Source organism: Enterobacter sp. CP102 (genome assembly GCF_025152625.1).
Classification (GTDB): Bacteria; Pseudomonadota; Gammaproteobacteria; order Enterobacterales; family Enterobacteriaceae; genus Enterobacter; species Enterobacter soli.
This window is the reverse complement of the sequence record NZ_CP104014.1, coordinates 4,759,433-4,781,449: the sequence shown is the minus strand read 5'-3', so window position 1 is coordinate 4,781,449 and position 22,017 is coordinate 4,759,433. Positions and strand designations below refer to the sequence as shown.

The following is a 22,017-nucleotide window of genomic DNA, read 5'->3' as shown; positions in this document are numbered from 1 at the left end:
GGCGGACTCCACTCGAACAATATAAAGAAAACTATTGAATATTCATGATTGTTGGCACACATCGACAAGACCCTGTGCAAAAGGGTGATGTGCGAATTGCTATCTGCAATTTTATCCTGACCAGGATCCTGGGATCGCGATCGGGACCGCGGATCATAGCCTAAACTGAGTCAGAGATCTTCTGTTTCTCACAGATTCTTCCCGATTTATCCACAGGAAGATCCGAAACCGGGTAAGTGTAATCGATCCTGACGGGAGTGCCCCACGATTTAGCCCGCATATTGGAAAAATTAATGAGTACAGACAATTTTTTGCTTAAATGATCTAACGAAGATCCTGGACGATCCTTGCGCTTTACCGGGGAGGTCGTATAATCCCCCACCCGTCGCGTAAAGCTCGGCTTCCCTGCGTTGAACGCTGTTCATTTTCCACGCGAAAACGTGCGAAAATACGCGGGAATTAAGGAAAGAGAATTGACTCCGGAGTGTACAATTATTACAATCCGGCCTCTTTAATCACCCACGCTGAGGCGTTAGTCGTTCGAAACTCGTTCGGGTAAACGCAAAAGTCAGTGAATTTATTCAAGTTTAGGTAGAAATCGCCATGAAACGCACTTTTCAACCGTCTGTACTGAAGCGCAACCGTTCTCACGGCTTCCGTGCTCGTATGGCTACTAAAAATGGTCGTCAGGTTCTGGCACGTCGTCGTGCTAAAGGCCGCGCTCGTCTGACCGTTTCCAAGTAATAAAGCTAACCCCTGAGTGGTTAAGCTAGCATTTCCCAGGGAGTTACGTTTGTTAACTCCCACTCATTTCACTTTCGTCTTCCAGCAGCCACAACGGGCTGGCACGCCGCAAATCACCATCCTCGGCCGCCAAAATTCGCTGGGGCATCCCCGCATCGGTCTAACTGTCGCCAAGAAAAACGTTAAGCGCGCGCACGAACGCAATCGGATTAAACGTCTGACGCGTGAGAGCTTCCGTTTACGTCAGCATGAACTCCCGTCGATGGATTTCGTGGTGGTGGCAAAAAAAGGGGTTGCCGACCTCGATAACCGTGCTCTCTCGGAAGCGTTGGAAAAATTATGGCGCCGCCACTGTCGCCTGGCTCACGGGTCCTGATAGCCCTCATTCGGGTCTATCAACGCCTGATTAGTCCGCTACTCGGGCCGCACTGTCGTTTCACACCAACATGCTCAAGCTACGGAATTGAGGCATTGCGCAGGTTTGGTGTGATAAAAGGCAGTTGGTTGACGGTGAAACGCGTATTAAAATGCCACCCTTTACACCCAGGTGGAGACGATCCCGTCCCCCCAGGGCCATTTGATACCAGAGAACACTAACGATGGATTCGCAACGCAATCTTCTTATCATCGCTTTGTTGTTCGTGTCTTTCATGATCTGGCAGGCGTGGGAACAGGATAAAAATCCTCAACCACAACAGCAGGTCACGCAGACAACGACCACAGCAGCGGGTAGCGCCGCCGACCAGGGCGTGCCGGCCAGTGGCCAGGGGAAACAGATTACGGTTAAGACCGATGTGCTTGAGCTGACTATCAACACCCGTGGTGGTGATGTTGAGCAGGCGCTGCTGTTAACCTACCCAAAAGAACTGAAATCGACCGAACCGTTCCAGTTACTGGAAACCACGCCAGAGTTTATCTACCAGGCGCAGAGCGGCCTGACCGGTCGTGATGGCCCGGATAACCCGGCGAACGGTCCGCGTCCGCTGTATAACGTCGATAAAGATACGTTTGTTCTGGCTGATGGCCAAAACGAACTCGTGATCCCGTTGACTTACACTGATGCTGCGGGCAACACCTTCACCAAATCTTTCACCCTGAAACGCGGTGAATATGCGGTGAACGTGGGCTATAGCGTGCAGAACACCGGTGAGAAACCACTGGAACTCGCGACCTTTGGCCAGCTGAAGCAGTCCATCAATCTGCCTACGCATCGTGATACCGGAAGCAGCAACTTTGCGCTGCATACCTTCCGTGGCGCGGCATACTCCACGCCTGATGCGAAGTACGAAAAATACAAATTCGACACCATTGCCGATAACGAAAACCTGAACGTTAGCGCTAAAGGCGGTTGGGTTGCGATGCTGCAACAGTATTTTGCGACTGCATGGGTTCCGCGTAACGAAGGCACTAACAACTTCTACACCGCAAACCTGGGCAACGGCATTGCTGCTATCGGTTACAAATCCGAGCCTGTTCTGGTTCAGCCGGGTCAAACCGCTAACCTGGGCAGCACCCTGTGGGTCGGCCCGGAAATCCAGGACAAAATGGCCGCTGTTGCGCCGCACCTGGATCTGACCGTAGATTACGGTTGGTTGTGGTTCATCTCTCAGCCGCTGTTTAAGCTGCTGAAGTTCATCCACAGCTTCCTGGGTAACTGGGGCTTCTCCATCATCGTTATCACCTTTATCGTTCGTGGCATCATGTACCCGCTGACTAAGGCGCAGTACACCTCCATGGCGAAGATGCGTATGTTGCAGCCGAAGATTGCGGCAATGCGTGAGCGTCTGGGCGATGACAAACAGCGTCAAAGCCAGGAAATGATGGCCCTGTATAAAGCAGAGAAAGTTAACCCACTGGGTGGTTGCTTCCCGCTGCTGATTCAGATGCCAATCTTCCTTGCGCTGTACTACATGCTGATGGGCTCCGTTGAACTGCGCCACGCGCCGTTCGCCCTGTGGATCCATGACTTGTCTGCACAGGACCCGTACTACATCCTGCCGATCCTGATGGGTATCACGATGTTCTTCATCCAGAAGATGTCGCCTACCACTGTGACCGACCCGATGCAGCAGAAGATCATGACCTTTATGCCGGTCATCTTCACCGTGTTCTTCCTGTGGTTCCCGTCAGGTCTGGTGCTGTACTATATCGTCAGCAACCTGGTAACCATTATTCAGCAGCAGCTGATTTACCGTGGTCTGGAAAAACGTGGCCTGCATAGCCGCGAAAAGAAAAAATCCTGATCGGGTAACTTAACGCTAAAATAAGGGCGGTCGATTGACCGCCTTTTTTTATTGCAACACAGTAGAGACAAACCATGAGCCATAACGACACTATCGTCGCCCAGGCAACCCCACCGGGACGCGGTGGTGTAGGTATTTTGCGCATCTCCGGCCTCAAGGCACGCGAGGTTGCCGAAGCCGTGCTGGGCAAACTGCCAAAACCACGCTACGCCGACTATCTGCCGTTTAAAGATGCCGACGGTACTGCGCTGGACCAGGGCATTGCGCTGTGGTTCCCCGGCCCGAACTCCTTTACTGGTGAAGACGTGCTGGAACTACAGGGTCACGGTGGTCCGGTTATCCTCGATTTACTGTTAAAACGCATTCTGACCCTGCCTGGCCTGCGTATTGCGAAGCCGGGTGAGTTTTCTGAGCGCGCGTTTCTGAACGACAAGCTCGATCTGGCGCAAGCCGAGGCGATTGCCGACCTGATCGACGCCAGCTCCGAACAAGCTGCGCGCTCTGCTCTGAACTCGCTTCAGGGCGCATTTTCCGCACGCGTGAACCACCTTGTGGAAGCACTTACTCACCTCAGGATCTACGTCGAAGCTGCTATCGACTTCCCTGACGAAGAGATCGACTTCCTTTCTGACGGTAAAATCGAAGCGCAGCTTAACAGCGTGATGGCCGATCTCGATGCAGTTCGCGCCGAAGCGCGCCAGGGGAGCCTGCTGCGTGAAGGGATGAAGGTCGTTATCGCCGGTCGCCCTAACGCCGGGAAATCGAGCCTGCTGAACGCCCTGGCGGGCCGTGAAGCGGCGATCGTGACCGATATTGCCGGGACAACGCGTGACGTACTGCGCGAGCATATTCATATCGACGGAATGCCGCTGCACATCATCGATACCGCTGGTTTACGCGATGCGAGTGATGAAGTAGAGCGTATCGGTATTGAACGCGCCTGGCAGGAAATAGAGCAAGCCGATCGCGTCCTGTTTATGGTGGATGGCACAACCACTGCTGCCGTTGACCCGGCGGAGATCTGGCCTGACTTTATCGCCCGTCTGCCGGCTAAACTGCCCATCACTGTGGTGCGCAACAAAGCGGATGTAACTGGCGAAACGCTGGGCATCAGCGATGTGAATGGTCACTCACTGATTCGCCTGTCGGCCCGTACCGGTGAAGGCGTGGACGACCTGCGTAACCATCTAAAACAGAGTATGGGCTTCGACACCAGCATGGAAGGTGGCTTCCTCGCACGCCGTCGTCATTTGCAGGCGCTGGAAGAGGCCGCAAACCACCTTGTTCAGGGTAAAGCGCAGCTGATCGGCGCCTGGGCGGGTGAACTGCTGGCGGAAGAGCTCCGCCTGGCGCAGCAGAATCTGAGCGAGATCACTGGCGAGTTTACCTCGGATGATCTGCTGGGACGGATTTTCTCCAGTTTCTGTATTGGTAAATAGCATCCGCAAAACAGGGTGATTTCCTCCCAGGAAATCACCATTGTCCAAATGGCAACTCGCTTCTTCCCCTTTCACCCCCTATTCTTCTTGCCTGCATCTATGGGGGATCTATGGCTCGTTTTCTGTTTTGTAGTTTTGCACTGGTTCTGCTTTATCCGTCAGGTATTGATATGTATCTGGTGGGTTTACCGCACATCGCCCGCGATCTGGGCGCCAGCGAAGCACAACTGCATATTGCGTTTTCGGCCTATCTCGCAGGGATGGCGTCATCGATGGTATTTGCCGGGAAAATTGCGGACAAAGCGGGACGGCAGCCTGTTGCCATTACCGGCGCGGTGATTTTTGCGCTGGCTTCTGTTCTGTGTTCAATGGCTCAGGACAGCAGCCTGTTCCTGGCCGGGCGCTTTATTCAGGGCATTGGCGCTGGCGGTTGCTACGTGGTGGCCTTTGCCATTCTGCGCGATACCCTAAATGCCCAGCGACGCGCCAAAGTGCTTTCAATGCTGAACGGCATCACCTGCATTATTCCCGTGCTGGCACCCGTTGTGGGCTATCTGATTATGCTCAAGTTCCCGTGGCAGAGCCTGTTCTGGACAATGGCGGCGATGGGCGGGCTGGTCTTTATTCTGTCTGTCTCAGTGCTTAAAGAGACGCATCCCGGCGCGCAGAATGCAGGGCATAACGCGACGATTAACCCGGCGGAAAAGCTCCTGAACCGCTTTTTCATCAGCCGTTTGCTCGTCACGACCCTGAGCGTAGCGGTGATCCTGACCTATGTAAACGTTTCCCCGGTGTTGCTGATGGAGACGATGGGATTTGATCGCGGGGAATATTCCACGGTGATGGCAGCAACAGCGCTGGTCAGCATGGCCGTTTCGTTCTCAACGCCATTTGCCCTGAATATTTTCCGTCAGCGCACGCTGATGCTCACCTCTCAGGTGCTGTTCCTCGCGGCGGGCGTGATTCTGGCTACCGCGAACTCACATGCCATGATGCTGGCAGGCATTACCCTTATCTGCGCCGGATTCTCCGTTGGGTTTGGCGTGGCGATGAGCCAGGCGCTGGGTCCATTCTCACTGCGCGCGGGGGTGGCAAGCTCGGTACTGGGTATTGCCCAGGTCTGCGGCTCTTCACTGTGGATTTGGCTGGCGGCCGTTCTTGGTCTTAACGCGTTGAATATGCTGATCGGGATACTGATTGGCTGTAGCATACTCTGCATTCTTTTACTTCTGGTGATACAGACCGCCGCGCATTATGAAGAAGCCCATCAGCAGCCTCGATCTTAACCTGTTGTTAACCCTGCAACTGCTGTTGCAGGAACGCAGCGTGACCAAAGCCGCCAAGCGGATGAACGTCACGCCGTCGGCTGTGAGTAAATCGCTGGCGAAATTGCGCGACTGGTTTGAGGATCCGCTGTTTGTGAAAACCCCGCTGGGGCTGCTGCCTACGCCGCTGACCGTGAGTCTTGAGCAGGATCTGGCGGACTGGATGCAGATTGGCAACCAGATCCTCGATAAATTCCACCATGACTCACCGGGCGGCCTGACATTCGAAATGGCAGCGGAAACGCCGCTGATGCTGATCCGCTTCAATACCCTGCTGGAGCAGGTGAATCAACGTTACCCACAGGCCACGGTAAAGATGCGGCAGTGGGATTACGATTCGCTGGATGCGATTACGCGCGGCGAGGTCGACCTGGGCTTTACCGGGCGCGAAACGCACCCACGCTCCCGCGAGCTGCTTAAGCTGATGCCATGGTTTATCGATTATGAAATCCTGTTCAGCGACCGCCCTTGTGTTTATCTGCGGGAAGATCATCCGGCGCTTCAGGAAACGTGGGATCTCGACACCTTCCTGCGCTACCCGCATATCAGTATTTACTGGGAACGTAGTGATACCTGGGCACTCGATGAAGTGCTACGAGAGATGGGCCGCGAGAGGAATATCGCCATGAGCCTGCCCGGGTTCGAGCAGTCGATGTTTATGGCAGCGCAGCCGGGCCATAACTATATTGCCACCGCTCCGCACTACTGCCATCACTACAATCAGCTCCACCAGCGTAAGTTGATTGCCCTCCCCATTCCCGTCGATGAAGCACAGGCAGAAAAACTGACCGTGCCCTTCACGCTTATCTGGCATAAACGTAACAGCCACAACCCGAAAATCCTCTGGCTCAGAGAGACAATCAAGGCGCTGTATGGCTCCCCACTGCGCTAGCGATCCAATTTTTGCCTAAGAAAATGTAAAGTTCGGTCCTCAGGCTTCTCTTACTCCCATTTACTGATTAAAACAGAGGAGAAGTTAAGCGATAATGATGTAACCGTTTAACCGAATACGACCATTATCAAGGAGCGAAAAATGGCAACGCACTTTGCAAGAGGGATACTCACAGAAGGACGCCTCGTATCGGCCAGAATTTCTTCAGCGTGTCACAGTGAGGCACTCAAACTCCCCGAACATCGCCGGACGCGCTTTTTAGCCTCAAGAGCCTTACTCGCGGAGCTGATGTTTATGCTGTACGGCACCAGCGAGCTGCCGGATATCATTACCCAGCCAGAAGGCCGCCCGGTCTTTGCTGACCCGGGACTTCCCCGCTTTTCTATCTCTTACACAGGCAACATTATTGGCGTAGCCCTCACCACCGAAGGCGACTGCGGGCTGGATATGGAACTCCAGCGAGCAACCAGCGGTTTCCTGGGAGTAAATACGCTTGATGAATACCCGCTCTCAAGCAACGAGAAACTGTGGATCCGTAACCAGAACGATCCCAGTGAAGCAAAGGCACAGCTCATCACGCTTCGCCAGAGTATTCGTAAATTATCAGGCTGTGCCTCTGATGATGCCCGGCTGCTTCAACTGCTGCCAGGCTCCGGGCGTTTGCGCGCGTCAAAAGCGGCACTGGTTGAAGCGCTCAGTGATGCAGAAGATGTTCTGATTTGGTCAATTGCCGTGACGCCGGCCATTGAACGCCTCAAAATTTGGGAATTTGACAGCAGCCGCGGATGGCATAGTCTTCCTGATGTCCCGGCGCGCGCTAATGAACCTGCCGCACGTTTAATGCGATTAACCAGTTTACCGGCAGAAAAAGCTCTTACCCTTAACTGACCCATCCAGGGCCATCATGATGAAAAAGGAGTAATCATGTCTGATACGTTGAAAGTTGTTACGTTACTGGGAAGCCTGCGCAAAGGTTCATTTAACGGGATGGTTGCCCGTTCTCTTCCACAGCTGGCTCCGGCAGGAATGGAGGTTTCAGCGCTGCCGTCTATTGGTGATATCCCACTGTACGATGCCGATGTTCAGCAGGAAGACGGATTTCCACAGAGCGTAGAAGCGCTGGCAGAGCAGATTCGCCAGGCTGACGGCGTCGTTATCGTTACGCCAGAGTATAACTATTCGGTGCCCGGTGGCCTGAAGAACGCGATTGACTGGTTATCCCGTTTACCCCAGCAGCCGCTGTCGGGCAAGCCCGTGTTGATTCAGACCAGCTCTATGGGCGCCATTGGCGGCGCGCGCTGCCAGTATCATCTGCGCCAGATTTTGGTATTCCTGGATGCGATGGTGATGAACAAGCCGGAATTTATGGGCGGTGTGATTCAGAATAAGGTCGACCCGCAAACGGGTGAAGTGGTTGATCAAAGCACGCGGGATCATCTGGCAGGCCAGTTGACGGCGTTTGGTGATTATATTAAGCGGGTGAAAGCGTAAGGTCATTGCGGCCTGTTGCCCTCACCCTAACCCTCTCCCACGGGGAGAGGGAAATTTGCCCGTAGGTCAGGTAAGCGAAGCGCTACCTGACACCACCAGCATCTTAGTGTGCATCAATAAACACAATCTTCAGCACAAACAGCAGCGCCACAACGATAACGCATGGGCTGAGGTCGCGGAAACGACCAGTACCGATCTTCATCACGCAGTAAGAGATAAAGCCCAGCGCGATACCTTCGGTAATCGAGAAGCTGAACGGCATCATTACCGCAGTAATAAACGCGGGAACCGCTTCGGTTAAATCATCCCACTTCACGCGTGACAGGCTGGATGTCATCAGCACGCCCACATAAATCAGCGCACCTGCCGCCGCATACGGTGGAACCATCCCCGCCAGCGGAGAAAGGAAAATCACCAGCAGGAACAGAATACCGACAACCACGGCTGTCAGACCGGTACGGCCACCAACAGAAACCCCGGAAGAGGATTCAATGTAAGCGGTAACAGAAGAGGTACCGATAAAGGAGCCCGCAACGGAAGAGATACTGTCAACGAACAGCGCCTGCTTCATGCGCGGGAATTTGCCCTTCTCATCTGCCAGACCTGCTTTGTCGGTCACACCGATCAGCGTACCGGAGGAGTCGAACAGGTTTACCAGCATGAAGGAGAAAATCACGCCCGCCAGGCCCAGGTTCAGGGAGCCCGCCAGATCAACGTGACCAATCACGGTGGAAACACTCGGTGGCGCAGAGACGATGCCGTTGTAGTGAACATCACCCAGCATCCAGCCCAGCAGCGTTGTCACCACGATGGACACCAGCACCGCCGCATGAATGTTACGGGACGCCAGAATCGCAATGATAAAGAAGCCCAGCACGCCGAGCAGCACGTTGTGCGAGGTCAGATGACCGATGCTGACCAGCGTATCCGGGTTAGCCACGATAACACCGGCGTTTTTCAGGCCCATCATGCCGATAAACAGACCAATACCGCTGGTGATACCCACACGCAGGCTCACAGGAATATTGGCAATCATCCAGTAACGTACGCGGAAAATGGTCAGCAGCAGCAGGCCAATCGCGCCCCAGAAGATAGCGCCCATACCCACTTGCCACGGCAGGCCCATCGCCTGAACCACAACAAACGCGAAGAAGGCATTCAGACCCATAGCCGGTGCCAGCGCAACAGGCAGGTTCGCGAACACACCCATCAGAATGCTGCCGAGGGCCGCGATAAGACAGGTCGTTACGAAGACGGCGCTGGTATCCATGCCAGCAACGCCCAGAATTTGTGGGTTAACAAAAACGATATAGACCATCGTCAGGAAGGTGGTGAAACCGGCGATCACTTCGGTGCGTGCCGTTGTGCCGTGCTCGCGCAGTTTAAACACGCGCTCAAGCAGACCCTGACCAGATGTCTGGGTAGTGTGTTGTTGACTCATCATCAATTTCCGAACAAGGAGGGAAAATTCGTCGCTATCCTATACCAAAATGCGACAATAAGGGCGGTTATAGGGTACTTTTTTTCATTGAATTTGCTTATACGGCAACGATTGCGTGTCGTAAAACTGCACCACGTAAACGTTAAACTTGTTAAAAGGGAAAGGCATGTCCGGAATTGAGGCGGTATTTTTCGACTGCGACGGTACGCTTGTCGACAGTGAGGTCATTTGTTCCCGTGCGTATGTCGCCATGTTCCAGGAATTTGGCATTACGCTCGATCTCGAAGAGGTGTTCAAACGCTTTAAGGGCGTGAAGCTGTACGAGATCATCGACATCATTAACCAGGAACACGGTGTGGATCTGGCGAAAGCCGATCTGGAACCGGTGTACCGCGCCGAGGTTGCACGCCTGTTCGACTCCGAGCTGGAAGTTATCGCCGGGGCTAACGCGTTGCTGGATGCGATGACGGTGCCAATCTGCGTGGTCTCTAACGGCCCGGTCAGCAAAATGCAGCACTCGCTGGGCAAGCTTGAGATGTTGCACCATTTCCCGGAAAAACTGTTCAGCGGCTACGATATCCAGCGCTGGAAGCCAGACCCGGCGCTGATGTTCCACGCGGCGAAGGCGATGAACGTCAACGTAGAAAACTGCATTCTGGTGGATGACTCGTCTGCGGGCGCGCAGTCAGGAATTGATGCGGGAATGGAAGTGTTTTACTTCTGCGCCGATCCGCACAACAAGCCGATCGATCATCCAAAAGTGACGACCTTTACCGATCTGGCTCAGCTGCCGGATCTGTGGAAGGCTCGCGGGTGGAATATTACTCGCTGAAAAAACAAAGCCGGATGGCGCTAACGCTTATCCGGCCTACATGGCTCGTAGGGCGGGTAAGCGCTAGCGCCACCCGCCACAAACATTACTCTTTCGGATCTTTACCCGCCAGCAGCTTGTCCAGCTCGTCGCCACCAACGTGACGGAAGTCCTGACCTTTCACGAAGTAGAAAATGTATTCGCAAATGTTCTGGCAGCGGTCGCCGATACGCTCGATAGAGCGCGCGCAGAACAGTGCGGTCAGTACGCTTGGGATCGTACGTGAATCTTCCATCATGTAGGTCATCAGCTGACGCACAATGCCTTCGTATTCCTGGTCGACTTTCTTGTCTTCACGGTAAATACGTACCGCTTCGTCCAGATCCATACGCGCGAAGGCATCCAGCACATCATGCAGCATCTGCACGGTGTGGCGACCCAGCGACTCCAGGCTCACCAGCAGCGGCTGGTGCTGCTGAGAGAACTTCTCCAGCGCAGTGCGACAGATTTTATCCGCAACGTCACCAATACGTTCCAGCTCGGCGATGGTTTTGATGATTGCCATCACCAGGCGCAGATCGCTCGCCGTCGGCTGACGCTTGGCAATAATGCGTACGCAGGCTTCGTCGATCGCCACTTCCATCATGTTGACGTTTTTGTCGCCTTCGATAACGCGTTTCGCCAGTTCGCTGTCCTGGTTGTGCATTGCCGTGATCGCATCAGAAAGCTGCTGCTCGACCATGCCACCCATGGTCATCACCTGGGTGCGAATGCTTTCCAGCTCTGCATTGAACTGGCCGGAAATGTGTTTATTAAGATTGAGGTTGTCCATGGTTTCTCCACATGCACTGAGGCAAATCAACCGTAGCGGCCAGTAATATAATCTTCGGTTTGTTTCTTCGCGGGCCTGGTGAACAGCGCGTCCGTATCGCTGAACTCAATCAGCTCGCCCAGGTACATAAACGCCGTGTGATCGGAACAACGCGCAGCCTGCTGCATGTTGTGGGTCACGATAACCACGGTGTAATCCTGTTTCAGCTCGGTGATGAGCTCTTCAATACGACCGGTTGAGATCGGGTCCAGCGCTGAACACGGCTCATCCAGCAGCAACACTTCCGGGCGAATGGCGATACCACGCGCAATGCACAGACGCTGCTGCTGACCACCGGAGAGAGAGTAACCGCTCTGGTGCAACTTATCTTTGGTTTCGTTCCATAATGCGGCCTTGGTCAAAGCCCACTGCACGCGCTCGTCCATATCGGCGCGGGAGAGTTTTTCAAACAGACGCACGCCAAAGGCGATGTTGTCGTAAATCGACATCGGGAACGGCGTCGGCTTCTGGAACACCATGCCCACTTTCGCACGCAGCAGGGCAATATCCTGGGCCTGGGTCAGAATGTTTTCGCCATCCAGAATGATCTCGCCTTCAGCGCGCTGTTCCGGATAGAGCGAATACATCTTGTTAAAGGTACGCAGCAGGGTGGATTTACCACAGCCAGATGGACCGATGAATGCCGTGACCTGGTTCTTCGCGATATCCAGGTTGATATTCTTCAGGGCATGGAATTTGCCGTAGTAGAAGTTCAAATCACGAACCTGAATCTTACCCGGGGCAGTATCAACCATACTCATTGACTCATTTCCTCATTCGACGCCGCGATGTGCCGCGCCGTAAAAAATTAACCGTGTTTCTTCTTCGCGAAAATGACGCGCGCCAGAATGTTCAGCAACAGTACGCAAAGGGTAATGATCAGCACCCCGGCCCAGGCCAGCTGCTGCCACTCCGCGAACGGGCTCATCGCAAATTTAAAGATGGTGACCGGCAGGTTAGCGATAGGCTGCATCATGTCCGTACTCCAGAACTGGTTGGAGAGCGACGTAAACAGCAGCGGAGCCGTTTCACCCGCAATACGGGCAACGGCCAGCAGGACGCCAGTCATGATCCCGGAGATTGACGCTTTCAGCGTAATCGCGGAGATCATTTTCCATTTTGGTGTTCCCAGTGCATAGGCCGCTTCACGCAGGCTGTCAGGCACCAGTTTCAGCATGTTTTCGGTAGTACGGATGACGATAGGCACCTGCAACAGCGCCAGCGCAATAACGCCCGCCCAGCCGGAGAAGTGCTCCATCTGCGCCACCACAATGGTGTACACGAACAGACCGACCACGATAGAAGGTGCAGAGAGCAGAATGTCGTTAATGAAGCGAATAACTTCTGCAAGCCAGGATTTACGGCCATATTCTGCCAGGTAGATCCCCGCCATAATGCCAAGCGGCGTCCCAACGACTGTAGCCCACAGGATCAACAGGCCGCTACCCGCCAGGGCGTTCGCCAGACCGCCACCCGCCGTGTTCGGTGGTGGAGTCATCTCGGTGAACAGTGCCAGTGACATGCCATCGATACCGCGTACTACGGTAGAGAAGAGGATCCAGACCAGCCAGAACAGACCGAATGCCATCGTCGCCATAGAGAGCGTCAGCGCAATACGGTTTTTCGCACGGCGCTTTGCCTGCATTTTGCGGCGGGATTCCGCCAGCTCAGCGGTGCTTTGCATTTCGAGAGTCGCCATTAACGTGCCCCCTCATTCTTGGCCAGACGCATAATCATCAGCTTGGAGATCGCCAGAACAATGAAGGTGATAACAAACAGAATCAGCCCCAGCTCCATCAGCGCCGCAACGTGCAGCCCGGACTCCGCCTCAGCAAATTCGTTAGCCAGTGCAGAGGTAATACTGTTGCCTGGCATGTAGAGCGATGCGCTGTCGAGCTGGTAGGTATTACCGATGATAAAGGTCACCGCCATGGTTTCACCCAGTGCACGACCTAAGCCCAGCATAACGCCACCGATCACCCCATTTTTGGTGAACGGAAGGACAATGCGCCAGATAACTTCCCAGGTGGTGCAGCCGATGCCGTAAGCCGACTCTTTCATCATCACCGGGGTTTGTTCGAAGACATCACGCATAACGGCCGCAATGTACGGAATAATCATGATGGCGAGGATCACACCCGCAGCCAGAATACCGATACCGAATGCCGGGCCAGAGAACAGCGCCCCCACAAACGGGATAGAGGACAGAACATTGCCCACCGGCTCCTGGAAGTATTTCGCAAACAGCGGAGCAAAGATAAACAGGCCCCACATGCCGTAAACGATACTTGGGATAGCCGCCAGCAGTTCGATGGCGATACCAAGCGGACGCTTCAGCCAGCCAGGCGCCAGCTCCGTCAGGAACAGGGCAATACCAAAACTGACCGGAACCGCAATCAGCAGAGCGATGAACGAGGTCACCAGCGTGCCGTAAATCGGCACCAGCGCACCGTAGATATCGTTCGGCGCATCCCACTCTTTACTCCACAGGAAGGAGAAACCGAATTTCTGGATGCTCGGCCAGGATGAGAAAATCAGGGACACGATAATGCCACCCAGCAGCAATAGCACAATCAGCGCAGCCAGTTTTACCAGCGCGCTGAAAATCATGTCACCTTTTTTACCCGGAGGGTTAAATGCAGGCTTGGTTGCAGCCATAAATCACTCTTCTGTTTGAGACGTTTTTACGAATATGCCCGGTGGCGCTGACGCTTACCGGGCCTACAGAATAAACCGTAGGGCGGGTAAGCGCAGCGCCACCCGCCATCTTCGTTAAATATATCCTGTTAGTACAGCGCTTTACCGCTGCTGTCTTTCACGTTGGTCTTCCATGCAGCACGAATCTGCTCAACCACGCTATCCGGCAGGCTGGCGTAATCCAGGTCGTTAGCCTGTTTGTTGCCGTTTTTGTATGCCCAGTCGAAGAACTTCAGCACTTCAGTACCCTGCTCAGGTTTCTTCTGCTCTTTGTGAACCAGAATGAACGTGGTAGAGGTGATTGGCCATGCGCCTTCGCCTTTCTGGTTAGTCAGATCCTGTGCAAAGGATTTGCTCCAGTCAGCGCCTTTAGCCGCGTTAGCAAAGTTCTCTTCGGTCGGGCTAACCGGTTTACCGTCAGCTGAAACCAGTTTGGTGTAAGCCAGGTTGTTCTGCTTAGCGTAAGCGTATTCTACGTAACCGATGGAGCCTGGCAGACGCTGTACGAACGCGGCGATACCGTCGTTACCTTTACCGCCCAGACCGGTTGGCCAGTTAACGGTTGAGCCGGAGCCGATTTTAGATTTCCACTCTTCGTTCACTTTCGCCAGGTAGCTGGTGAAGACGAAAGAGGTACCAGAACCATCTGCGCGGCGAACCACAGCGATGTTCTGAGAAGGCAGTTTCAGACCTGGGTTGAGTTTAGCAATTGCTTCATCATCCCATTTTTTGATTTTGCCCAGGTAGATGTCACCCAGGGTTTTGCCGTCCAGCACCAGCTCACCAGACTTCACGCCCGGCAGGTTGATGGCCAGAACCACACCACCTATAACGGTAGGGAACTGGAACAGACCTTCCTGAGCCAGTTTTTCATCAGTCAGTGGAGCATCTGATGCGCCGAAATCAACGGTGTTAGCGGTAATTTGTTTAACGCCACCGGAGGAGCCGATACCCTGGTAGTTAACCTTGTTACCAGTTTCTTTCTGGTAGGTATCTGCCCATTTGGCATACACCGGCGCAGGGAAGGTTGCACCGGCACCAGTCAGGCTTGCTTCTGCGAATACAGAGAAAGCGCTCAGAGATAAGGTCGCGGCGACAACAGTTGCGACAGTGGTACGCATAACTTTCATAATGTCTCCTGCAAGATTTTCGTAAATCGTTGTTTAGTGGCTACGATGAGCAAAATAGGACAAACAGGTGACAGATAAATGTACGAATTATTACAGTTTTATGACACTGAAAATTTCACTTAAAAATCAGCAAAACTAACTTTCAATATCAATATGTTAGCCACAAACATGACAGTTGGTTTTCAGTAATATTTTCTTTATGTGACACTGAAAAAAGTAGCTGAAGATGACAGATTGTCATAAATAAAAACGGGAAAGAGTTGATTAAAAACAAACCGGGAAGGGTAAAAAAGCTCCACCCGAAGGTGGAGCCAGGGAGGATTATTCAACCGTTACAGATTTCGCCAGGTTACGCGGCTGGTCAACGTCGGTGCCTTTGATAAGCGCGACGTGATAAGCCAGTAACTGCAGCGGAACGGTGTAGAAGATAGGTGCAATCACCTCTTCCACATGCGGCATCTCGATGATGTGCATGTTGTCGTTACTGGTGAAACCGGCATCCTTATCAGCAAAGACGTACAGTACGCCGCCACGGGCACGCACTTCTTCAATGTTGGACTTCAGTTTTTCCAGCAGTTCGTTGTTTGGTGCAACGACGATAACCGGCATATCCGCATCTATCAGCGCCAGCGGGCCGTGTTTCAGCTCACCAGCCGCATAGGCTTCTGCGTGGATGTACGAGATCTCTTTCAGCTTCAGCGCGCCTTCCAGCGCAATCGGATACTGATCGCCACGGCCCAGGAACAGGGCGTGGTGTTTGTCAGAGAAATCTTCAGCCAGAGCTTCAATGCGTTTGTCCTGAGACAGCATCTGCTCAATACGGCTCGGCAAAGCCTGCAGGCCATGAACAATGTTCTGCTCAACAGCAGCATCCAGCCCTTTCAGACGCGCCAGTTTCGCCACCAGCATCAGCAGCACGGTCAGCTGCGTAGTGAAAGCTTTCGTCGACGCGACACCAATTTCCGTACCCGCTTTCGTCATCAGCGCCAGGTCGGATTCACGTACCAGCGAAGAGCCAGGTACGTTACAAATCGCAAGAGAGCCTAGATAGCCCAGCTCTTTGGACAGACGCAGCGCCGCCAGGGTATCGGCGGTTTCGCCAGACTGGGAAAGGGTGATCATCAGGCTGTTACGGCGCACAGCGGATTTGCGGTAACGGAATTCAGAGGCGATTTCCACATCGCATGGCACATCCGCCAGCGATTCAAACCAGTAGCGCGACACCATGCCGGAGTTATACGAGGTCCCGCAGGCGACGATCTGAATATGCTCAACCTTCGACAGCAGCTCGTTAGCATTGTCTCCCAACTCGCTCAGATCCACCTCGCCGTGGCTAATGCGCCCGGTCAGGGTGTTTTTGATCGCGTTCGGCTGCTCGTAAATCTCTTTCTGCATGTAGTGACGGTACGCACCTTTATCGCCTGCGTCGTATTGCAGGTTGGATTCAATTTCCTGGCGATTGATCTGCGTACCGGCTTTATCAAAGATAGACACGGAACGGCGCGTCACTTCAGCGATATCGCCCTCTTCCAGGAAGATAAAGCGACGGGTCACTGGCAGCAGTGCCAGCTGATCGGATGCGATGAAGTTTTCGCCCATGCCAAGGCCGATAACCATTGGGCTACCGGAGCGTGCAGCAAGCAGTGTGCTCGGGTCACGGGAATCCATGATCACTGTACCGTATGCGCCGCGCAGCTGAGGAATAGCGCGCAGCACCGCATCACGCAGCGTGCCGCCCTGTTCCAGCTCCCAGTGAACCAGGTGAGCAATAACTTCGGTGTCGGTTTCAGACACGAAGGTATATCCGCGTGCTTTCAGCACTTCACGGAGTGGTTCGTGGTTTTCGATAATGCCGTTATGCACCACCACAATGTGTTCAGACACATGCGGGTGTGCGTTACCTTCGGAGGGTTCGCCATGCGTCGCCCAGCGGGTATGCGCAATACCGGTGCCGCCGTGTAGCGGGTGTTCTTCCGCCGCTTGCGCCAGGATCTGCACTTTACCCAGACGACGCAAACGGGTCATTTGACCTTCTGCATCCACCACAGCCAGACCAGCAGAGTCATAGCCACGGTATTCCAGACGACGTAAACCTTCGAGAAGGATTTCAGCAATATCACGCTGCGCAACTGCTCCAACAATTCCACACATAGTTAGATTTCCTGATTATGGCGTTTTGCCATGCGTTGTCGCTGACCTGTTGTTGCCCTTTTTTGGGCGCCCCGAGCCTTGTAGAGAGTGGGGTTATATTTATGGGTACTGCTGGTGGGGGGAGATATATATTTATCTCCTCACCCGGGTTTGCCTGATGACACCTACGCCTTATCAGGCCTACTCAATCGTAGGGCGGGTAAGCGTAGCGCCACCCGCCTTGTTGTTATTTCTTCTTCACCGGGCGTTTCCAGCCCTGCTTGTGTACCTGCGGCACGCGGCTTAACACCAGCTCGTTATCGGCCACATCGCGCGTAACGGTCGTTCCTGCGGCAATAGTCACGCCATTACCAACGGTAACAGGCGCCACCAGCTGCGTATCGGAGCCGACAAACACATCATCACCAATAATGGTTTTAAACTTATTCGCACCGTCGTAGTTACAGGTGATTGTACCTGCACCAATATTCACGTTATCGCCAATCTCTGCATCGCCCAGATAGGTCAAATGACCGGCTTTAGAGCCTTTACCCAGACGCGCTTTTTTCATTTCGACGAAGTTACCCACGTGGGCGCCTTCCATCAGCTCAGCGCCAGGGCGCAGGCGCGTAAACGGACCAATGGTGCACGCCGCTTCCAGATGGGCATCTTCCACTACGCTGTAGGGGCTGATTTCGCAGTTGTCACCAATGACGCTGTTTTTAATCACGCAACCCGTGCCAATTTTGACGCGATGGCCAAGGGTCACGTGGCCTTCAAGGATAACGTTAGTATCAATCTCAACATCGCGCCCGTGAGATAAGGTACCGCGCAGATCAAAACGCGCCGGATCGTTCAGCATAACGCCTGCCAGCAGCAGTTTTTCCGCCTGTTCGGACTGGTAAATACGCTCCAGGCGGGAAAGTTGCAGGCGGTTGTTTACACCATCGGTTTCGCTGATGCGAGCCGGGTGTACTGCCGCAATTTCACGGCCTTCGTGATACGCCAGGGCAATAATATCGGTGATGTAATATTCGCCCTGCGCGTTATTGTTGGTCAGTTTCGACAGCCAGCGCTTCATATCTGCGCCGTTGGCAATCAGGATGCCGGTATTGATTTCCTGGATCTGGCGCTGGGCGTCGCTGGCATCTTTGTGCTCAACGATACCCGTTACGTTGCCATTTTCACGGGTGATACGGCCATAGCCGCTCGGATCGTCCAGTACCACGGTTAACAAACCAATACCGCCCTGCGGTTTCGCTTCACGCAGGCGAGTCAGGGTATCGACGGAAATCAGCGGCACATCACCGTAAAGCATCAGAATGTCTTCGTCATCCGCGAAGAACGGGGCAGCCTGCTGCATCGCATGGCCAGTACCCAGTTGTTCAGCCTGAAGTACCCAGTTGAGTTTGTCATCACGCAGCGTTTGCTTTAACAGATCGCCGCCGTGGCCGTATACCAGGTGTACCTGGCTGGCACCGAGTTCATTAGCGGCATCAATGACATGCTGCACCATAGGCTTTCCTGCCAGGGTGTGCAGCACCTTCGGAAGATCGGAATACATGCGGGTGCCTTTGCCAGCGGCAAGGATGACCACGCTCATCGTATTGTTCAACATACGCGTCCTGACTGTAATTTGAGTGAGAAGTAAAACCCTTTGACGTTGAAAATTCTACATATTTTGCGCCATAAAATGGAATGCCGCTAAAACGCTCAACCCAGGGCTTTACGGGCTATTTGAGGATACTTTTTAGGGCAGAGTAAATCACTTTTTCTCTTGAAAATAGCATTCTCGCGGTAAGTCGCAAGCTGTCACAACAGCTTAGCTGTTCTTTCGCCTCATGAATAAAGACAAGCCAAAATTAAAACATAGTTTTAATAATTGAATAATGTGACAGAGAAAAAAGAAACGCCGTTTCATCTTTATGATAATGACGCTCAATTATTACTCAGGAGAATAAGATGAACTATAAAATACCTCTGGCTCTAATGATGTGTAGCACCTTCACCGCTTCGGCCGCAGAGTCTGGGCATGTCTGGAAAGCGATAGCATTCGGGCAGTCAACGGACATGAATTTTTCCTCAAACGTACTGCCCGACAAAATCGGCGTAAACGATGTCACCCTCGACGGGAAAAAACTTACGCCGCAGGATGCCGTTGATCTGTCAAAACCCGTCACGATTGAAAGCCGGGGCGGGAAAATAGCGAATTCCCACGACGGGCTGACCTTTTTCTATACCACGCTTCCTTCAGGGGAAAACTTTGTCTTACAGGCCACCGTCAAAGTGGATCAGTTTGGCCCGGAAAACGGAGCCAAACCGGCCGCCCAGGAAGGTGCCGGGTTGCTGGTGCGCGACATCATCGGCGTACCACGCCAACAGCCGCTGAAAGCGGGCTATGAAGAGTTCCCTGCGGCATCTAACCAGGTGATGAATGCCATCATGACGCAGGATAAAAAAGATCATCACCGGATAAAACTGCAAGCCATTACGCGTGAAGGGATCTCCCATCCGTGGGGAAATGCCGGAGCCGAAATTAAGAAGCAAAGTTATAAAGAGGAGGTGGATTTACAGCAAATGCCGGAATTCCGCCTCAGGCTTGAGCGGAACGATAGCGGGTTTATTACCTCCTGGGCCCCCGCAGGCAGCAATGAATGGGTGAGCAAAAGTGTGCCTCGCGCAGATCTGATCTCGGTCCAGGACAACGCTCACTATTACGTCGGGTTCTTCGCCTCCCGCAATGCCAAAATCACCGTCACGGATGCATCGCTTACCACATCCCCGGCGCATACCCTTGAATCTGCCCCCTGGCAGGCCAAAGCGCTGCCTGTGGTGGTGCAACTTGCTTCCGGCAGCCAGAGCACCTCCGCGCAGTATCTGATACAGGCACGCGCAAACTACGATGGCGTTTTCAGCGTCTGGCAAAATGAAGTGGTGATCGGTAGCGATAAGCCGGTGAAAGCGGGGGAGATGTACACGCTGCCCGCCACGCTTGGGGAAAAGAATGATTTTCGTCTTACCTTCACCCCCACCAGCACGGAGAGTGCATCCCCGGTAGCAACCCAATTCAGCGTGGAAAAACTCGCAGGCAATGTGACCACAACGCTTTATGTATCGCCTGAGGGGAAAGCCGGTGCAGAAGGCAGTAAAAGCGCACCGATGGATCTAACTACCGCCATAAATCTGCTCCCGTTGGGTGGGAAGATCGTTTTGCAGGCAGGCGAGTATCCGCGCAGCGCTATCCCGCTTTCAGCCAGCGGTAGCCCTGATAAGGTAAAAACACTTCAGGCGGACGGCAAAGCAGTGATAAAGGGTTTGCTGGTGGATGCGAGCTACTGGCATATCAATGGTATTGAGATAACGGATAAAAGCCTGCGTGTACAGGGTAGCCATAACCTTATCGAAAACGTCACGGCTTACCGCAACGACGATACCGGGATCCAGATATCCTCCCCGGAAAATATTGGTCGCCCACTGTGGGCCAGCTATAACCGGATAATTGATTCAGAGTCGTATGCCAATGAGGACCCGGGGAAAATCAACGCTGATGGTTTTGCCGTCAAAATGCGTGTAGGGGAGGGAAACCGCCTGGAAAACTGCTATTCCCATGACAACGTCGATGACGGCTTTGACCTTTTCAACAAGATTGAGGACGGTGCCAACGGTGTTGTGGTGATCGAGAATTCAATTGCCCGCAATAACACCAGCAACGGTTTCAAACTTGGCGGCGAAGGACAGCCGGTTGCCCATGAGGTTCGCAACAGTAAGGCCATTGGCAATCATCTGGATGGTTTTACTGACAACTTCAATCCGGGTGCGCTGGTGGTGGCCAATAACGTCGCGGTGGACAATCTGCGCTTTAATTTCATCTTCCGGCCCAGCCCATACGGTGATGCATCAACCCAGGGAGTGTTTAGCGGCAATAAATCGGTGCGGACGCAACAAGGCTTATACGACGATGCGGTGGTGGGGAATATTGATAAGTCGAACTATTTTATCGTGAAAGGGAAGAGCGTGAACGGCAAGGGAGAAATCCTGCCAGATGGCGCTTCGCTTATCTCACAACGGTAAGCGTGGCGCCACTCGGCATTCAGCGGATTAGTGGTTGAACGTACCGAAAGAGACGTTCATGTTGCTGAAAAGAGCGATGATTTTGTTGACCAGTTTCATGATGGCATCCTGAATTATTGAGGTTTATTTTGTGACACACTTCACAAAAAAGGAGTCTACGCCTCATTTTTTAACCGATCAACATTTTTGTGATGTAAATCACAAAATAATAAAACAGCTTTTCAGTTTCACTTTTCCTGAAACGAAACCATAAAAAAAGCCAGTCTGAAACCAGACTGGCTTTTGTGCTTTTCAAGCCGGTGTTACATCGCTTTTTTGGTCAACTCGATAACGCGCAGTTTCGCGATCGCTTTGGCCAGCTCCGCAGACGCCTGAGCGTAATCCACGTCACCATGAGAGCTGCTAATGTGCTCTTCAGCCTTACGCTTCGATTCCAGGGCTCGCGCTTCGTCGAGATCCTGGCCACGGATAGCGGTATCGGCCAGAACGGTCACACTGCCAGGCTGCACTTCGAGAATGCCGCCGGACAGATAGATAAACTCTTCATGACCGAACTGTTTAACGATGCGGATCATACCAGGCTTAATGGCGGTGAGCAGCGGTGCGTGACCTGGGAAGATACCCAGTTCACCTTCACTACCCGTTACCTGGATTTTCTCGACCAGACCAGAGAACATTTGTTGCTCTGCGCTGACGACGTCCAGGTGGTAAGTCATTGCCATATCACCCTCC

At 53.3% G+C, this 22,017-nt stretch carries 20 protein-coding genes; 11 read left to right on the top strand and 9 right to left on the bottom strand.

Translation table 11 applies throughout. The annotated features are described in order from the left end of the window. Positions 1–603: 603 nt before the first annotated feature. From rpmH to N1249_RS22530, 9 genes are all read left to right on the top strand, one after another. The gene (gene rpmH, locus N1249_RS22570) at positions 604–744 is read left to right on the top strand and encodes a 50S ribosomal protein L34 (RefSeq protein WP_000831330.1); all 141 of its coding nucleotides are present in this window, start codon (positions 604–606) and stop codon (positions 742–744) included. Positions 745–760: 16 nt separating this feature from the next. Next, the gene (rnpA, locus tag N1249_RS22565) at positions 761–1,120 is read left to right on the top strand and encodes a ribonuclease P protein component (RefSeq protein ID WP_014072458.1); all 360 of its coding nucleotides are present in this window, start codon (positions 761–763) and stop codon (positions 1,118–1,120) included. Further along, positions 1,084–1,341 carry a membrane protein insertion efficiency factor YidD gene (yidD, locus tag N1249_RS22560; RefSeq protein WP_001307474.1) on the top strand — a complete coding sequence of 86 codons (258 nt, stop codon included), beginning with the start codon at positions 1,084–1,086 and terminating at the stop codon, positions 1,339–1,341. Before rnpA ends, yidD begins: the two co-directional genes overlap by 37 nt. A gap of 2 nt (positions 1,342–1,343) precedes the next feature. Further along, entirely contained in the window at positions 1,344–2,987 is a 1,644-nt protein-coding gene (yidC, locus tag N1249_RS22555) for a membrane protein insertase YidC (RefSeq protein WP_259833567.1), read from the top strand. A gap of 74 nt (positions 2,988–3,061) precedes the next feature. Beyond that, positions 3,062–4,426, top strand: coding sequence for a tRNA uridine-5-carboxymethylaminomethyl(34) synthesis GTPase MnmE (gene mnmE / locus N1249_RS22550; protein ID WP_166718215.1), 1,365 nt, complete (start codon positions 3,062–3,064; stop codon positions 4,424–4,426). Positions 4,427–4,536: 110 nt separating this feature from the next. After that, positions 4,537–5,712 carry an MFS transporter gene (locus N1249_RS22545; RefSeq protein ID WP_259833566.1) on the top strand — a complete coding sequence of 392 codons (1,176 nt, stop codon included), beginning with the start codon at positions 4,537–4,539 and terminating at the stop codon, positions 5,710–5,712. After that, complete coding sequence (gene yidZ, locus N1249_RS22540; RefSeq protein ID WP_259833564.1) at positions 5,681–6,643, top strand: HTH-type transcriptional regulator YidZ; 963 nt, start codon at positions 5,681–5,683, stop codon at positions 6,641–6,643. The genes N1249_RS22545 and yidZ overlap by 32 nt, the downstream gene beginning before the upstream one ends. 141 nt (positions 6,644–6,784) lie before the next feature. Further along, complete coding sequence (locus N1249_RS22535) at positions 6,785–7,531, top strand: 4'-phosphopantetheinyl transferase superfamily protein (protein ID WP_259833562.1); 747 nt, start codon at positions 6,785–6,787, stop codon at positions 7,529–7,531. 36 nt (positions 7,532–7,567) lie between these two features. After that, positions 7,568–8,134, top strand: coding sequence for an NADPH-dependent FMN reductase (locus N1249_RS22530; protein WP_259833560.1), 567 nt, complete (start codon positions 7,568–7,570; stop codon positions 8,132–8,134). 103 nt (positions 8,135–8,237) lie between these two features. On the opposite strand, the gene adeP is transcribed toward N1249_RS22530, so the two are convergent. Next, positions 8,238–9,575 (bottom strand): NCS2 family permease, encoded by a 1,338-nt coding sequence (gene adeP / locus N1249_RS22525; protein WP_248102386.1) that lies wholly within the window; start codon positions 9,573–9,575, stop codon positions 8,238–8,240. Positions 9,576–9,741: 166 nt separating this feature from the next. Between adeP and yieH the strand changes: the two genes are divergently transcribed. Then, positions 9,742–10,407: a 6-phosphogluconate phosphatase gene (yieH, locus tag N1249_RS22520; RefSeq protein WP_259833557.1), complete on the top strand. Its 666-nt coding sequence runs from the start codon at positions 9,742–9,744 to the stop codon at positions 10,405–10,407. An 85-nt stretch (positions 10,408–10,492) separates the two neighbouring features. On the opposite strand, the gene phoU is transcribed toward yieH, so the two are convergent. The 7 genes from phoU to glmU all read right to left on the bottom strand — a co-directional run bounded on the left by phoU (position 10,493) and on the right by glmU (position 18,832). Then, positions 10,493–11,218, bottom strand: coding sequence for a phosphate signaling complex protein PhoU (gene phoU, locus N1249_RS22515; protein WP_008500182.1), 726 nt, complete (start codon positions 11,216–11,218; stop codon positions 10,493–10,495). Positions 11,219–11,244: 26 nt separating this feature from the next. Then, positions 11,245–12,018: a phosphate ABC transporter ATP-binding protein PstB gene (gene pstB / locus N1249_RS22510; RefSeq protein WP_010426574.1), complete on the bottom strand. Its 774-nt coding sequence runs from the start codon at positions 12,016–12,018 to the stop codon at positions 11,245–11,247. A gap of 47 nt (positions 12,019–12,065) precedes the next feature. Further along, on the bottom strand, positions 12,066–12,956 hold the full coding sequence (gene pstA / locus N1249_RS22505) for a phosphate ABC transporter permease PstA (protein WP_259833556.1): 891 nt from the start codon (positions 12,954–12,956) through the stop codon (positions 12,066–12,068). Continuing rightward, a complete protein-coding gene (gene pstC, locus N1249_RS22500; RefSeq protein WP_259833555.1) occupies positions 12,956–13,915 on the bottom strand; it encodes a phosphate ABC transporter permease PstC in 960 nt (319 codons plus the stop codon). Before pstC ends, pstA begins: the two co-directional genes overlap by 1 nt. A 128-nt stretch (positions 13,916–14,043) precedes the next feature. Continuing rightward, positions 14,044–15,084: a phosphate ABC transporter substrate-binding protein PstS gene (pstS, locus tag N1249_RS22495; RefSeq protein ID WP_259833554.1), complete on the bottom strand. Its 1,041-nt coding sequence runs from the start codon at positions 15,082–15,084 to the stop codon at positions 14,044–14,046. A 321-nt stretch (positions 15,085–15,405) separates the two neighbouring features. Next, complete coding sequence (glmS, locus tag N1249_RS22490; protein WP_259833553.1) at positions 15,406–17,235, bottom strand: glutamine--fructose-6-phosphate transaminase (isomerizing); 1,830 nt, start codon at positions 17,233–17,235, stop codon at positions 15,406–15,408. 226 nt (positions 17,236–17,461) lie between these two features. Further along, the gene (gene glmU / locus N1249_RS22485; protein ID WP_259833551.1) at positions 17,462–18,832 is read right to left on the bottom strand and encodes a bifunctional UDP-N-acetylglucosamine diphosphorylase/glucosamine-1-phosphate N-acetyltransferase GlmU; all 1,371 of its coding nucleotides are present in this window, start codon (positions 18,830–18,832) and stop codon (positions 17,462–17,464) included. A 344-nt stretch (positions 18,833–19,176) separates the two neighbouring features. Between glmU and N1249_RS22480 the strand changes: the two genes are divergently transcribed. Next, positions 19,177–21,285 carry a right-handed parallel beta-helix repeat-containing protein gene (locus N1249_RS22480; protein ID WP_259833550.1) on the top strand — a complete coding sequence of 703 codons (2,109 nt, stop codon included), beginning with the start codon at positions 19,177–19,179 and terminating at the stop codon, positions 21,283–21,285. Between the two features lie 302 nt (positions 21,286–21,587). On the opposite strand, the gene N1249_RS22475 is transcribed toward N1249_RS22480, so the two are convergent. Continuing rightward, positions 21,588–22,007 (bottom strand): F0F1 ATP synthase subunit epsilon, encoded by a 420-nt coding sequence (locus N1249_RS22475; RefSeq protein ID WP_006177560.1) that lies wholly within the window; start codon positions 22,005–22,007, stop codon positions 21,588–21,590. Positions 22,008–22,017: the final 10 nt, after the last annotated feature.